General features: G+C 70.4%; 11 protein-coding genes. 9 read left to right on the top strand and 2 right to left on the bottom strand.

Annotated elements, in window-relative coordinates:
• The first annotated feature begins 20 nt into the window (after positions 1-20).
• Genes OHU74_RS24015 through OHU74_RS24005 form a run of 3 tightly spaced genes read left to right on the top strand, consistent with a single transcriptional unit; the run spans position 21 to position 2,624 of the window.
• Positions 21-611 carry a hypothetical protein gene (locus tag OHU74_RS24015; protein WP_371617805.1) on the top strand — a complete coding sequence of 197 codons (591 nt, stop codon included), beginning with the start codon at positions 21-23 and terminating at the stop codon, positions 609-611.
• A 9-nt stretch (positions 612-620) separates the two neighbouring features.
• The gene (gene solA, locus OHU74_RS24010; protein WP_371617804.1) at positions 621-1,772 is read left to right on the top strand and encodes an N-methyl-L-tryptophan oxidase; all 1,152 of its coding nucleotides are present in this window, start codon (positions 621-623) and stop codon (positions 1,770-1,772) included.
• Positions 1,773-1,787: 15 nt separating this feature from the next.
• The gene (locus OHU74_RS24005) at positions 1,788-2,624 is read left to right on the top strand and encodes a methyltransferase domain-containing protein (RefSeq protein ID WP_371617803.1); all 837 of its coding nucleotides are present in this window, start codon (positions 1,788-1,790) and stop codon (positions 2,622-2,624) included.
• Here the strand turns inward: OHU74_RS24005 and OHU74_RS24000 are convergent.
• Positions 2,604-3,350 (bottom strand): YwiC-like family protein, encoded by a 747-nt coding sequence (locus OHU74_RS24000; protein WP_371617802.1) that lies wholly within the window; start codon positions 3,348-3,350, stop codon positions 2,604-2,606. The genes OHU74_RS24005 and OHU74_RS24000 overlap by 21 nt on opposite strands.
• Positions 3,351-3,578: 228 nt before the next feature.
• Here OHU74_RS24000 and OHU74_RS23995 point away from each other — a divergent pair, with 228 nt between their 5' ends.
• Both OHU74_RS23995 and narH read left to right on the top strand, forming a co-directional pair.
• Complete coding sequence (locus tag OHU74_RS23995) at positions 3,579-7,274, top strand: nitrate reductase subunit alpha (protein ID WP_371617801.1); 3,696 nt, start codon at positions 3,579-3,581, stop codon at positions 7,272-7,274.
• A gap of 2 nt (positions 7,275-7,276) precedes the next feature.
• Entirely contained in the window at positions 7,277-8,806 is a 1,530-nt protein-coding gene (gene narH, locus OHU74_RS23990) for a nitrate reductase subunit beta (protein WP_371617800.1), read from the top strand.
• Positions 8,807-8,856: 50 nt separating this feature from the next.
• Here narH and OHU74_RS23985 read toward each other — a convergent pair whose 3' ends face one another.
• Positions 8,857-10,062, bottom strand: a complete 1,206-nt coding sequence (locus OHU74_RS23985; RefSeq protein ID WP_371617799.1) for an RNA-guided endonuclease InsQ/TnpB family protein — start codon at positions 10,060-10,062, stop codon at positions 8,857-8,859.
• A 144-nt stretch (positions 10,063-10,206) separates the two neighbouring features.
• On the opposite strand from OHU74_RS23985, the gene narJ reads away from it, so the two are divergent.
• The 4 genes from narJ to hemG all read left to right on the top strand — a co-directional run bounded on the left by narJ (position 10,207) and on the right by hemG (position 14,287).
• Positions 10,207-10,905, top strand: coding sequence for a nitrate reductase molybdenum cofactor assembly chaperone (narJ, locus tag OHU74_RS23980; protein WP_371617798.1), 699 nt, complete (start codon positions 10,207-10,209; stop codon positions 10,903-10,905).
• Positions 10,905-11,630, top strand: a complete 726-nt coding sequence (gene narI, locus OHU74_RS23975; RefSeq protein WP_371617797.1) for a respiratory nitrate reductase subunit gamma — start codon at positions 10,905-10,907, stop codon at positions 11,628-11,630. Before narJ ends, narI begins: the two co-directional genes overlap by 1 nt.
• Positions 11,627-12,844 carry a TIGR04053 family radical SAM/SPASM domain-containing protein gene (locus tag OHU74_RS23970; protein ID WP_371617796.1) on the top strand — a complete coding sequence of 406 codons (1,218 nt, stop codon included), beginning with the start codon at positions 11,627-11,629 and terminating at the stop codon, positions 12,842-12,844. The genes narI and OHU74_RS23970 overlap by 4 nt, the downstream gene beginning before the upstream one ends.
• Positions 12,845-12,907: 63 nt before the next feature.
• Positions 12,908-14,287, top strand: a complete 1,380-nt coding sequence (gene hemG, locus OHU74_RS23965; protein ID WP_371617795.1) for a protoporphyrinogen oxidase — start codon at positions 12,908-12,910, stop codon at positions 14,285-14,287.
• Positions 14,288-14,293 lie beyond the last annotated feature (6 nt).

Below are 14,293 nucleotides of genomic sequence, written 5' to 3'. Positions count from 1 at the left end.
AGCGGACCGGGGGGACTGCGATGATCCATTACCTGAGCGCTTCCGAAGAGCCCAACTGGATCATCAGCGCATTGCTGGGCGCGATTATCGGCGCCCTCATTTCGCCTGCCGGAAAGGCCGTGCTCTATCCGGTGCGCCGACTGAAACCGCACCCCATGGCGGGGAAATGGTATTCGTACCACGTGAGTTTCATGGCGGGGCAGCCGATATTCCGATACGGCACCATCACCGTGAAGACGGGTATACGTACCCGGTACAGCATCCAGCGGACCACCTCGGCGGCCCCCTTCGGCGCCGACGGCAGGCCGACCCCGCCCGTCCTCACGTACAGCGGCGGCACCCTCACCGAGGAGGCCGACCACATCGTCATGACCTTTCTCGGCAGCTCGCACCGCGAAACTCTCACTTATAGATTCCTGAGCCGCATTCCATCGAACTCCAGTGTTATACCGGGAGTGTGGATGGCCTATGACCACGATTTGAACCCGGCGGCCGGCACCGCTATTCTCAGCCGCGATCCGCTGACTGACGAGGGTGAAGCCCGCCGGGTTCTCGGCGCCTGGGTGGTCAGCGAAGGTCTCGCACTCCATCTCAGGAAATCTCCGCAATGAGGCACACTCATGATCAATTCAATTGACGCGGACGTCATTGTCGTCGGACTCGGCGCGATGGGCAGCCAGACGCTCTGGCGCCTCGCCGAGCGGGGCGTCGACGTGATCGGCATCGAGCAGTTCGCGCCCGGACACGACCACGGGGCCAGCCACGGCGAGTCCCGGATCATTCGCAGCGCCTACGCCGAGGGAGCCTCGTACGTCCCGCTCGTCAAAGAGGCGTGGCAGCTGTGGCGGGACCTGGAGCACGCCTCGGGGCGGGCCCTCCTCGAACAGACCGGCGCGCTGATGCTCGGCCCGGCCGATTCGCCGGTCATCGTCGGACCGCTGGCCTCCGCACGGGCCTGGGACCTGAAGTACAAGGTGCTGGACACGGAGGAACTGCGGAGCGCCTTCCCCCAGTACGCGCCGCTCGACGGGCTGATGGGCTTCTACGAGGAGGACGCGGGCTACCTGCGTCCCGAGGCCTCGGTCACCGCGGCCGTCGAGGTGGCCCGCGCCCGCGGCGCCGAGGTGCTCCAGGACACCGCCGTGACCGAGATCCTCCCGGACCCCGGCCGCCCCCGGGTCCGCATCGGCGACCGCGAGCTCACCGCGCGCCATGTGGTCGTCGCGGTCGGCGGCTGGCTCCGGCGGCTGCTGCCCGCCACCGCACCGCTGATGACCGTCGAGCGCCGGGTCATGGGCTGGTTCCGCCCGGCGGACCCCGCCGCCTTCGGCGCCCAGCACTTCCCCGTGTTCGTGCACAGCGACGCCTCCGGCGATCACAACCTCTACGGTTTTCCCTCGCTCGACGGCGAGACCCTCAAGGTCGGCCTGCACACCTGGCCCGGCATCTACGAGACCATCGACCCGGCCGCCGGACACCGCCCCCCGGACGCGGCCGACGCACAGCGTTTCGCCGAGGCCGTGCACCGCACCTTCGTCGGCGTCGACCCCCAGCCCGTCCGCATGGAGTCGTGCATGTACTCGCTGACCCCCGACCGGCACTTCCTCGTCGGCCCCCGCAGGGACCTCCCCGGGCTCACCCTGCTCGGCGGCTTCTCCGGTCACGGGTTCAAGTTCGCCAGCGTGATCGGCGAGATCGCGGCGCAGTTCGCCGTCACCGGGAAGACGGGCCTGCCCGTGGACAAGTTCGACCCCCACCGATTCGACTCGTGACCTGGAGGCCGCCACATGTTCTCGGACGCCGATTACGGTGAGCACGTGGCGGCCTCGTACCAGCACGGCCAGGGCCTGCCGCCCCGGACCCTGAACATGTGGCTGGACGTCTTCGCACGCCACGTCGGCCCGGCCGCCCCGGACACGGTCATCGACCTGGGCTGCGGCACCGGGCGCTTCACACCGCTGCTGGCCGACCGGTTCGGGGCCCGGGTATTCGGTGTCGAACCCTCCGAGCCCATGCTCGAAGTGGCCCGCGAGAGCCATCCGCACCCGCGCGTGACCTACCTGCAGGGCCAGGCGGAGCGCATCCCCCTACCCGACTCCTGTGCGGGACTCCTCGTGCTCTTCCAGGTCGTCCAGCACTTCTCGGACCCGGTGAAGGCCGCCGCCGAGATCGCACGGGTCCTGCGCCCGGGCGGCACCGTCGTCCTGCACGCCTTCTTCGCCGGCCAGAACTTCACCACCACGCACTCCCGCTACTTCCCCGGCGCCCACGCGATCGAGGAGGCGCGGCTGCCGCGCCTCGACGACACCGTCGCGCAGTTGCGGACCGCCGATCTCCGGCTGACGGCCGCGGAGCAGCACGTGATGGACCTCGCGGACGGGCTGCGGTCGTACGCCGAGCGCATGAGCCACCGGGCGCTGTCGATCTTCCAGTACCTGCCCGAGGAGGAGATCGAAGCGGGGCTCGCCCGGCTCCACGCGGAAGCCGCGCGCGAGACCCACCCCGCGCCGGTCCGCACGGCGGCGCAGCTGATCGTCCTGCGCAAGCCCCCTTTCCACGGGGCCCGCCCCCACCAGCCCCGGCCCGGCCGCCGGGTGCCCGCCCTAGAAGAGCAGCAGGAGTGACGCCAGCAGGGCCGTCGAGCAGGCGATTTCGACGGCTCCGACCAGCGGTACCTTGAGGCCCCGCCCGGGCAGGGCGATCGCCCTGGCCAGGTAGGCCCCGAAGGGGAGCGCCAGCCACGGGGAGAGGAAGGCCGCCGACAGGGCGAGGGCCGCCGCGTGGTGGGCCACCGATCCGCGGTAGTACGTACGGGAGTTCCGCTCCCGGATCATCGTCTTCACGTAGGGGACGGTGCCCGCGAAGTACAGCAGGCAGGCCGCCGCCGGGGCCCATGGCCACCCGGCCCCGCCCAGGTGCGCGGCCACCAGCAGCATCCCGCAGGCCGGGACCACCGCCGCCAGTCCGTTGATCAGCGCCCGCTCCCGGTTGCGGTGGGCGTACCAGGTGGTGGTCGCCGCGAACGGGGCCGCCGCCGCGCCGGCGAGGAGCAGCCAGGGGTGCGCCACCGCGAGCGGGATGCCGGCCGCCGCGCACGCCGCGCCGAAGACGGCCGCGGGACGCAGGTGTCCCCGCGCCACCGCCGGCCGCCGCGCCGCGGCCCTGCGCAGGCGCAGCCACTGCTGTGCGTGGAAGAGGGCGCAGTAGCCGAGGAGCCAGGCCGCGAGGAGCAGCGCGTGCGCCCATCCGGGCCGGGGCGCCAGGAACGTACCCGCGAGGAACGGCACCGTCAGCATCGCCCAGGCCCCGTGCTGGTCCGGTATCCAGGCGGTGGCCTTCTTGGGTGACACGTTCCGAGTCCTTCCTCTAATTGGTATGCGGGCTCGTAATTTTCCGGATTCCCACCGGAGTTGGCCTCTTCCAGCGTGACATCCACATGACCTGTGAAAGACCGGAATTAGGTCATGCCCGCCCGGGACCTTTGTCATCGGATTCACCTCCGGACCGGGCGTAGCGTCGTGTCTGGGCCATCTTGTCCTGGCCCTCGCACCGCCTTTATTCCGGCCTGGAGGGTCGCCTTGCACGAGCGCCACGGACGTCAGGAACACCAGGACGCCGCCGAATCTCTGATCAAGGCGGGCAGTTTCTTCACGCGCGGCGAGGTCTCGGAGGACCTGCGCACCGTCCACCGGACCGGTGGCCGTGCCGCGGAGGCGTTCTACCGGGACCGCTGGAGCCACGACAAGGTCGTGTACTCCACCCACGGCGTGAACTGCACCGGTTCCTGCCGGTGGAAGGTGTACGTCAAGGACGGGATCATCACCTGGGAGACCCAGTCCACCGACTACCCCTCGGTCGGCCCGGACAGCCCCGAGTACGAGCCCCGCGGCTGCCCGCGCGGAGCCTCGTTCTCCTGGTACTCCTACTCCCCCACCCGGGTGCGCTACCCCTACGTCCGCGGCACCCTCCTGGAGATGTACCGCGAGGCCAAGCAGCGGCTGGGCGATCCGGTCGAGGCCTGGGCGGACATCCAGTCCGATCCGGTCCGCCGGCGTACGTACCAGCAGGCGCGCGGCAAGGGCGGGCTGGTGCGCGCGACCTGGGAGGAGGCGACGGAGATCGTCGCCGCCGCGCACGTGCACACCATCAAGGAGCACGGCCCGGACCGGGTCGCCGGTTTCTCGCCGATCCCCGCGATGTCGATGGCCTCGCACGCGGCCGGCGCCCGTTTCCACTCGCTCATCGGTGCGCCGATGCTGTCCTTCTACGACTGGTACGCCGACCTCCCGGTCGCCTCCCCGCAGGTCTTCGGCGACCAGACGGACGTGCCCGAGTCGGGCGACTGGTGGGACGCGGCCTATCTGATGATGTGGGGCTCGAACGTCCCGGTCACCCGCACCCCGGACGCGCACTGGATGGCCGAGGCGCGCTATCGCGGCCAGAAGGTCGTCACCGTCTCTCCGGATTTCGCCGACAACACGAAATTCGCCGACGAATGGATGCACCCGCACCCCGGTACGGACGGTGCGCTGGCCCTCGCGATGGGCCATGTCATCCTCAAGGAATTCTTCGTCGAGAAGCAGACCCCCTTCTTCACGGATTACGTCCGGAAGTACACGGACCTTCCTTTCCTCGTGTCCCTCACCGAGACCGAACAGGGCCTGGTCCCCGGAAAGTTCGTCACCGCCGCCGATCTCGGACAAGACACCGAGAACGCGCAGTGGAAGACCGTGCTGATCGACGACACGACCGGTGAGGTCGTCGTCCCGAACGGCACGCTCGGGCACCGCTGGGGCAAGAACGAGAAACCGGAGTGGAATCTCGAGCTCGGCGACACCGTCCCGCGCCTGACCCTCCACGGCACCGCCGACGACAGCGTGGAGATCGTCCTGCCCCGCTTCGAGGACGACGAGCGGGGTGTGGACGGGGACGGGAAGCCGCGCGGCACGATCCGCCGCGGCGTGCCCGTGCGACGCCTCGGGGACCGGCTGGTCACCACCGTCTTCGACCTGATGCTGGCCCAGTACGGGGTCGGCCGCGAGGGTCTGCCCGGCGTCTGGCCGACGGGGTACGAGGACGCGTCCGCGCCCGGCACCCCCGGCTGGCAGGAGTCGCTGACCTCGGTCCCGGCGGCCCAGGCGGCGCGCGTGGCACGGGAGTTCGCCGAGACGGCGGAGCAGTCGCAGGGCCGCTGCATGATCCTGATGGGCGCGGGCACGAACCACTGGTTCCACTCGGAGACCATCTACCGCTCCTTCCTCGCCCTGCTCACCCTCACCGGCTGTCAGGGCCGCAACGGCGGCGGCTGGGGCCACTACGTCGGTCAGGAGAAGTGCCGCCCGGTCACCGGCTGGGCCACCCTGGCGGCCGCCTCCGACTGGTCACGCCCGCCGCGCCAGATGATCGGCGCGGCCTGGTTCTACCTGCACACCGACCAGTGGCGCTACGACACCCTGCCGGCCGAGGCCCTGGCCTCCCCGCTGGCCAGCGGGGCCTTCGAGGGGATGACGGGCTCGGACTGCCTGGCGGCGAGCACCCGGATGGGCTGGATGCCCTCGTACCCGACCTTCGACCGCAATCCGCTGGAGCTGGCGCAGGCCGAGGACCCGATCGCCGAGACGGTCCGGCAGCTCAAGAGCGGCGAGCTGGGCTTCGCCGGCGAGGACCCGGACGCCCCGCACAACTGGCCGCGCGTGCTCAACGTATGGCGCGCCAACCTGCTGGGCTCCAGCTCCAAGGGCAACGAGTACTTCCTCAAGCACCTCCTCGGCACGCACTCCAACCTCCCCGAGGACGGGCCGCGTTGCACCCCGAAGGACGTGACGTACCGGGAGGAGGACGTGGAGGGCAAGCTCGACCTGCTCATGTCCATGGACTTCCGGATGACCTCCACGACGCTCCTGTCGGACGTGGTCCTCCCGGCGGCCACCTGGTACGAGAAGCACGACCTGTCCTCGACGGACATGCACCCCTTCCTGCACGCCTTCACCCCGGCCGTGGACCCGCCCTGGCAGGCCCGCTCGGACTACGACGCGTTCAAGGGGCTGGCCGAGCGCTTCGGCGAGCTCGCCTCCACCCACCTGGGCGTCCGCAAGGACCTGGTGGCCACCGCGCTCCAGCACGACACCCCGGGCGGCGAGATGGCGCAGCCCGGCGGGGTCGCGCTGGACTGGTCGAAGGGCGAGTGCGAGCCCGTACCCGGCCGGACGATGTACAACCTGACGGTCGTCGAGCGCGACTACGGGGCGGTCGGCGAGAAGTTCGCCGCGCTCGGCCCGCTCGTGGACGAGCTGGGCGTGACCACGAAGGCGGTCACCTTCGACGTGGCCGAGGAGGTCGCCTACCTCGGCGCGAAGAACGGCACGGTCCGCGGCGGGATCGCCGACGGCCGCCCGCGCCTGGAGACCGCCCAGCAGGCCTGCGAGGCGATCCTCTCCCTCTCCGGCACCAGCAACGGCCGCCTCGCCACCCAGGGTTTCGAGACCCTGGAGAAGAAGGTCGGCACCCCGATGGCCCACCTGGCCGCCGAGGCCGAGGGCAAGCGGATCACCTTCGCCGACACCCAGGCCCGCCCGGTCCCGGTGATCACCTCGCCGGAATGGTCGGGCTCCGAGTCCGGCGGGCGCCGGTACACGGCCTTCACGATCAACACCGAGCACCTCAAGCCCTGGCACACCCTCACCGGCCGCCAGCACTTCTTCATCGACCACGACTGGCTGCACGAGGTCGGGGAGTCCCTGCCCGTCTACAAGCCGCCGCTGAACATGCACACCCTGTACGGGGAGCCCGAGCTCGGCACGGTCGACGAGAAGGCCAAGTCGGTCGCGGTCCGGTACCTGACCCCGCACAACAAGTGGGCGATCCACAGCCAGTACCAGGACAACCTCTACATGATGACGCTGGGCCGCGGCGGCCAGACGGTGTGGATGTCCCCGCAGGACGCCGACGCGATCGGGGTCGCGGACAACGACTGGATCGAGGCGGTCAACCGCAACGGCGTGATCACCGCCCGCGCGATCGTCTCCCACAAGATGCCGCCCGGCACGGTCTACATGAACCACGCGCAGGAGCGCACGGTCGGCGTCCCCAAGACGGAGAAGACCGGCCGCCGCGGCGGCATCCACAACTCGCTGACCCGGGTGATGCTCAAGCCCACCCACCTCATCGGCGGTTACGCCCAGCTGACCTGGGCCTTCAACTACCTCGGCCCGACCGGCAACCAGCGCGACGAGGTGACGGTCATCCGCCGCCGCGACCAGAAGGTGGAGTTCTAATCGTGCGTGTGATGGCCCAAGTAGCCATGGTCATGAACCTCGACAAGTGCATCGGCTGTCACACCTGCTCGGTCACCTGCAAGCAGGCGTGGACCAACCGGCAGGGCACCGAGTACGTCTGGTTCAACAACGTCGAGACCCTCCCCGGGCAGGGCTACCCGCGCCGCTGGGAGGACCAGGAGAAGTGGAAGGGCGGCTGGGAACGCACCCGCTCCGGCAAGCTCCGCCTCCGCGCCGGCGGCCGGCTCGCCAAGCTGGGCAAGATCTTCGCGAACCCGGACCTCCCGGAGATCGACGACTACTACCAGCCGTGGACCTACGAGTACAAGAACCTCACCGAGGCCCCGGCGGGCGACGACATGCCCACCGCCCGGCCCGTCTCGCAGCTCACCGGCGAGCCGATGGACAAGATCGAGTGGGGTCCGAACTGGGACGACAACCTCGGCGGCGCCCCCGCGCACGCGCCGAAGGACCCGATCGTCGAGAAGATCCGCGACGAGGTCGGCGAGAAGATCCGCTTCGAGTTCGAGCAGAGCTTCATGTTCTACCTCCCCCGCATCTGCGAGCACTGCCTCAACCCCGCGTGCGTCTCCTCCTGCCCCTCGGGCGCGATGTACAAGCGCGAGGAGGACGGCATCGTCCTGGTCGACCAGGACCAGTGCCGCGGCTGGCGCATGTGCGTCAGCGGATGCCCGTACAAGAAGGTGTACTTCAACCACCAGACCGGCAAGGCCGAGAAGTGCACCTTCTGCTTCCCGCGCATCGAGGTCGGCATGCCGACCGTGTGCTCGGAGACGTGCGTCGGCCGGATGCGCTACCTCGGCGTGATGCTCTACGACGCCGACAAGGTCGCCGAGGCCGCGTCCGTCGAGGACGAGCACGACCTCTACCCCGCGCAGGTCGAGTGCTTCCTCGACCCCGAGGACCCGGCCGTGATCGCCGCCGCCCGCGCGGCCGGCATCACCGACGAGTGGCTCGACGCGGCCCGCAGGTCCCCGGTCTACGACCTGATCGCCACCTACCAGGTCGCCCTCCCGCTCCACCCGGAGTACCGCACGATGCCGATGGTCTGGTACGTGCCCCCGCTCTCCCCCGTGGTCGAGGCGGTCGCCGCCACCGGCAGCGACGGCGAGGACGCCGGCAACCTCTTCGGCGCCATCGACGCCCTGCGCATCCCCGTCGAGTACCTCGCCGCGATCCTCACGGCCGGCGACACCCAGCCGGTGGAGGCGGTGCTGCGCCGGATGGCCGCGATGCGCGCCTACATGCGCCGGATCAACCTCGGCGAGGAGAAGGACGAGTCGATCGCGAGGGCGGTCGGGCTGTCCGGGCAGGAGATGGAGGACATGTTCCGCCTGCTGGCCATCGCCAAGATCGAGGACCGCTTCGTGGTCCCCACCGCCGCCCGCGCCGAGGCCGAGGCCCTCTCGGACTCCCATCCGATGGACGCAATCGACCAGGGCTGCCCGGTCGGCGAAGTGGCCGAACCCCGGGTGATGCTCAACCTCAGTCCCACCAGGAGGAGTTCTTGAATCCTCCCCTCCCTGAAGGGAGGGGATTCCTAGCTCACTTCGCCTGACACCTAGCAGGTGGCAGGCCTTACAAGATCAGCACTAGCCGGGTTGAGACCAGCCCGGACGAGCATCACGCGGGCGGAGTTCTTGTCCCTCGGGGACACGGTTCCGCAGGCGGTGCACGTATACGTTCTCTCGGAAAGAGGTAGGCGGTGCTTGGCTCTCGCTCCGCAGTGGGCACAGTCCATGGTGGTGTGCGCGGGGTGGACAAGGTGCACGGTCTTGCCGTGCTTGCGGGCCATCTCGGTCAGGGCCGTCTTGGTAGCAGCGATCGCGGCGTCGGCTGCTTTGCGGGCCATGGTGGACTTCGCGAGGAACTTCGCCTTGAAGTCCTCCACGGCCAAATGGTCGAAGTCGCGGACGAGCTTCTTGGCCCACTTGCGGCCGGTGTCCTGCCGCTGCCGGGCGATCTTCTTCGACACCTTCGCCGCCGCCCGCCGGGCCTTGCGGTATCCGGCGGTGTCGGGCCGGTTCTTCGGGGTGCGACGGCGGGCCATCATCCGCTGGTAGTGAGCGAGCTTCGCGGCACCCGTCATCCCGTGCCCGGCATGCGGGAGGTCGTGGGCGTCGCTGGTCGTGGTCGCGGTCTCCTTCACACCCCAGTCCACGCCGATTGCCGCACCGGTTTCCGGCAGGGCTTCGGTCACCACGGCGACGACAAAGCTGGCGTACCAGTGCCCGAGACTGTCCCGGTACACGCGCACGGAGGACGGCAGCTCGGGAAGATCCCGCGACCACACCAGCGTCACCACGATCCCGCCCGCCAGGTGCAGACGGCCGTCCTTGAGCCGGAATCCGCGCTGCGTGTAGTTCAACGACGGCGCTGCCTCGCGCTTGCGCTTGATGCGGGGCATCCCCGCCCGCTGCCTCATCGGCAACTTCGCCTGAATGTCCCCCAGGGCCTTCGCACGGGACTTGGCGAAGTCCCGGATGATCTGCTGCTGAGGAACCGAAGCACCCTCGCGCAGCCAGGACATCGACCGGCGGGCCTCGGTCAGCAGCTTGTCGAGCTGCGCCGGACCACACGTCACCGTCACCCCGGCGCCCTTGTTGATCTTGTGGACCCTGCGGGAAATCGCCACGCATTCGTTCCACACCCAACGACACCGGCCCCACTCGGCTTCCAGAGCAGTACGGGCGATGGACGACAGCCGCAGCCGGTAGGTGTACCGGGCACGCCCGGCCACCCCTTCGGTCATCGCCGCTGTCGTCATGAGCCGGAACCTAACACCCGACACTGACAACGGAAGAGAGCGCAGGTCAGAACAGATGCGCAGAGAACTCCGCCGCCTCGCGGCTCCGCTCCAAGGACCCATTCCTCCCCGGCCTGAAGGCCGGGGCACCCTGGGAGGAATCAGGTGACCGGATATCCGAGCACCGGGCATGCGCTGGTACGGCTGGTCGCGGGCTGCGTACTGCAGTACCCCGGCGACTACTTCCACGACGAGCTCCCCCGGCTCCGTGCGGCCCTCACCGGGGCGCCCGCCGAACCGGCCGCGCTGCTCGGCGCGTTCCTCGACGAGGCCGAGGCGCAGACCCCGATCGAGCTGTGCTCCCAGTACACCTCGACCTTCGACACCCGCAACCGGCGCTGCCTCTACCTCACCTGGTGGGTGGACGGCGACACCCGCCGGCGCGGGCTGTCCCTGGTCCGGCTGAAGCGGATCTACCGGGACTTCGGGCTGGAGTTCGCCAGTGAGGAACTGCCCGACTTCCTGCCCGTGGCCCTGGAGTTCGCCGCCCGCGAGGAGGAGGCCGGCACCGAGCTGCTGCAGGAGCACCGGGCCGGGCTGGAGCTGCTGCGGCTCGCGCTCACCGAGTCCGGATCCCCGTACGCCCGGGTCCTGGAAGCCGTCTGCGCGACGCTGCCCGGGCCCTCCCCCGAGACCAAGGCCGAGGCGAAGGCGCTCGCGAAGAACGGGCCGCCGCAGGAACTGGTGGGCGCGGGCTCGGCGCTGGAGCCGTTCGGGCCGGGCATCGACATGCCGCTGGACTTCCCCCTCACGGCCCCCACCGCCCTTCCGTGGCCCACCACCCCCGAAAGGATGCCCGCCTGATGGACCTCCTCCTGTGGGGCGTGCTCCCGTACGTCTCGATCGCCCTGCTGATCGCGGGCACGGTCTGGCGGGCCCGGTTCGACAAGTTCGGCTGGACCACCCACTCCTCGCAGCTGCACGAGTCGCGGCTGCTGCGCATCGGCTCGCCGCTCTTCCACTTCGGCATGCTCTTCGTGGTCCTCGGCCACGTCGTCGGCCTGCTGATCCCCAAGAGCTGGACCGACGCCGTCGGGCTGAGCGACCACGCGTACCACCTGATGGCCGTCTCCACCGGCACCCTCGCGGGCCTCGCGGCCGCCGTGGGCATCGGCATCCTGGTCTACCGGCGCTTCAAGGTCCCTGCGGTGCGCAGGGCCACGCTGCGCAGCGACCACCTGATGTACACCTTCCTGCTCGGCGCGATGGTCCTGGGCCTGACCGCGACGATCATGAACTCCACGGGGATGACGAACGACTACAACTACCGCGACGGCATCTCGCTGTGGTTCCGCAGCCTGTTCACCTTCACCCCGGACTACCACCTGATGGCCGGCGCCCCGCTCGCCTTCAAGATCCACATCCTGTTCGGGTTCACACTGTTCGCACTGATCCCGTACTCGCGGCTGGTCCACATGTTCTCGGTGCCGCTGAAGTACCTGTTCCGGCCCTACGTGGTCTACCGCAAGCGGGACCCGAAGCAGCTCGCCAACCGCCCGAGCAAGCGCGGCTGGGAGCGCGTCTCGTGACCCGGCCCCCGACGCACCCGGCCCGCCCCGCCAAGACGGTGGTCCGCCGGCCCCGGCACGACGTGTCCGACCGGCCCTTCATCGTGATCTGGGAGGCCACCCGGGCCTGCCCGCTGGCCTGCCTGCACTGCCGGGCCGAGGCACAGACCGCCCGCCACCCCGAAGAGCTCGACGGCGCCGACGCCCGCAGGGTGATGGACCAGATCGCCGCCTTCGGCAAGCCGAGCCCGCTCTTCGTGATCACCGGCGGCGACCCCTTCCAGCGCACCGACCTCACCGACCTGGTGGCGTACGGAACCTCGCTGGGCCTGCGGGTCGCGGTGTCCCCGTCCGGTACGCCGACGCTGACCCGGGAGAACCTCGTAGCCGTGCGGGAGGCGGGCGCCATCGCGCTCTCCCTCTCCCTGGACGGTTCCACGGCCGAGCGGCACGACGCCTTCCGCGGGGTGCCCGGGGTGTACGACTGGACGCTGAACGGCTGGCGGGCCGCGCGGGAGCTCGGGCTCAAGGTCCAGATCAACACCACGGTCACCCGCGACAGCCTGGCGGACCTCGCCGACATCGCGGCCCTCGTCAAACGCGAGGGCGCGATGCTGTGGTCGGGCTTCGTCCTGGTCCCGACCGGGCGCGGCGAGCAGCTGGACCCGCTCACCGCCGCGGAGATCGAGGACGTACTCCACTTCCTGTACGACTGCGGCGCGGTGATGGCCACCAAGACCACGGAGGGCCACCACTTCCGCCGGGTCGCGCTCCAGCGCACCGTCCTCGACGCGCGCGGCGAGCGGCCCGTCCTGGGCGAGCTGTACGAGCGCCTGACGGCCCGCGCCCGCGAGCTGGGGGTCTTCGAGGGCGAGCAGCGGGCCGTGCGCCGTCCGCCGATGGACGTCTCCTCGGGCCGCGGGTTCGTCTTCATCTCGCACACCGGCGAGGTGCACCCCAGCGGGTTCCTGCCGGTCTCGGCGGGCAATGTGAAGAACCACCCGCTGACGGAGATCTACCGGGGCTCGGCGCTGTTCACCAAGCTCCGCGACCCCTCGCTGCTGCGCGGGAAGTGCGGGGCGTGCGAGTTCAAGACGGTGTGCGGGGGGTCGCGCTCGCGGGCGTACGGCTTCACGCGCGACGTGCTGGAGGCCGACCCGTACTGCGCGTACGAGCCGGGCAGCTTCCCTTATCAGGAGGACCTCAGGGCTTTGGCCGAAAGCATGAGGCACTGACTCACTGGGTTCTCATATGTTTCATATGGGAACATATCGGCCTCGTGGCCACGGGAGAACACAATGCGTGCAGTGATCGTCATCGGTGGCGGAATCAGCGGCCTGGCCGCCGCATGGCAGTTGCGCGGCCAGGCCGACGTGACCGTTCTGGAGAGCAACGCCAAGGTCGGCGGGAAGCTCCGTACCGGCACCATCGCCGGAATCACCGTCGACGAGGGCGCGGAATCCCTGATGGCCCTGCGACCGGAGGCCGTGGAACTGGCCGCCGCCGTCGGACTCGGCGGCGCCCTCTGCGACCCGGCGAAGGCCCCCACCACCATCTGGACCAACGGCGGACTGCGCCCCCTGCCCGCCGGGCACGTGATGGGCGTCCCGACCGACCCCTCCGCACTGATAGGCACCGGCCTCCTCTCCCCCGAGGGCGTCGCCCGCGTCACCGCCGAGGAGACCCTCCCCGCCACCCCGCTGACCGAGGACTGCTCGGTCAGCGCGTACCTGGGCGGCCGCTTCGGCCAGGAGGCCGTAGACCGCCTCATCGAACCCATGCTGGGCGGGGTCTACGCCGGCCTCGCCGACCGGCTCTCGCTGCGCGCCGCCATGCCGCGGATCGCCGCCCTCGCCGAACAGGGCACCCCCCTGCTCCCCGCCCTGCGCCGGATGCGCGCCGCGGGCGCCCCGCGCTCGGCGGCCGTGGCCGTCCAGGGGGTCGTCGGCGGCACCGGACGCTTCCCGGCCGCGGTCGCCGAAGCCTGCGGAGCCCGCATCCTCACCGGTACGACGGCCCGCTCGCTCCAGCGCGTGGCCGGCGACCGCTGGCGCGTCCAGGCGATGACCGGCGACGGAGCCCTCACGATGGAGGCCGACGCCGTCATCCTGGCCCTGCCCGCCTTCGCCGCGGCGGAGCTGCTGCGCCCCCACTCCCCCCTGGCCGAGGCTGAACTCTCCTCGATCCCGCACGCGTCGACGGCCGTCATCACCATGGCCTTCTCCCGCGCCCAGGCCCATTTCCTCCCCGAGGGCAACGGCTTCCTGGTCCCGCCGGTCGACGGCCACACCCTCAAGGCCGCGTCCTTCCTCTCCAACAAGTGGTCCTGGCTGCGCGACGCGGCCCCCGAGACCTTCGTCCTGCGCGCCTCCATCGGCCGCATCGGCGAGGACGAGCTCCTCGGCCGCCCCGACCGCCACCTGGTCCGCTCGGCCATCGCCGAACTCCACCACGCGGTGGGCCCGATGGGCGAACCCCTGGCCACCCGCGTCACCCGCTGGGACCGCGGCCTGCCCCAGTACGGCGTGGGCCACCGCGAACGCGTAGCCCGCATCCGCGAGGCCGCCGCCAAGCTCCCGGGCCTCGCCCTGTGCGGCGCGGCCTACGAGGGCGTCGGCGTCGCCGCCTGCGTCGCCACGGGCCGCACGGCGGCGAAGCAGATCCTGTCGCAGCCATAGCCCTGT

It is taken from the genome of Streptomyces sp. NBC_00454, from assembly GCF_041434015.1.
In the GTDB taxonomy this organism is placed as follows: Bacteria; Actinomycetota; Actinomycetes; order Streptomycetales; family Streptomycetaceae; genus Streptomyces.
The sequence above is the reverse complement of the archived record's forward strand: the minus strand, read 5'-3'. Positions and strand labels throughout refer to the sequence as shown.

Bases quoted from the DNA above. Each gene is read 5' to 3' on its own strand.
- hemG (WP_371617795.1), top strand. From the start codon at position 12,908: ATGCGTGCAGTGATCGTCATCGGTGGCGGAATCAGCGGCCTGGCCGCC.
- OHU74_RS24005 (WP_371617803.1), top strand. From the start codon at position 1,788: ATGTTCTCGGACGCCGATTACGGTGAGCACGTGGCGGCCTCGTACCAG.
- solA (WP_371617804.1), top strand. From the start codon at position 621: ATGATCAATTCAATTGACGCGGACGTCATTGTCGTCGGACTCGGCGCG.
- narI (WP_371617797.1), top strand. From the start codon at position 10,905: ATGGACCTCCTCCTGTGGGGCGTGCTCCCGTACGTCTCGATCGCCCTG.
- OHU74_RS24015 (WP_371617805.1), top strand. From the start codon at position 21: ATGATCCATTACCTGAGCGCTTCCGAAGAGCCCAACTGGATCATCAGC.
- OHU74_RS23985 (WP_371617799.1), bottom strand. From the start codon at position 10,062: ATGACGACAGCGGCGATGACCGAAGGGGTGGCCGGGCGTGCCCGGTAC.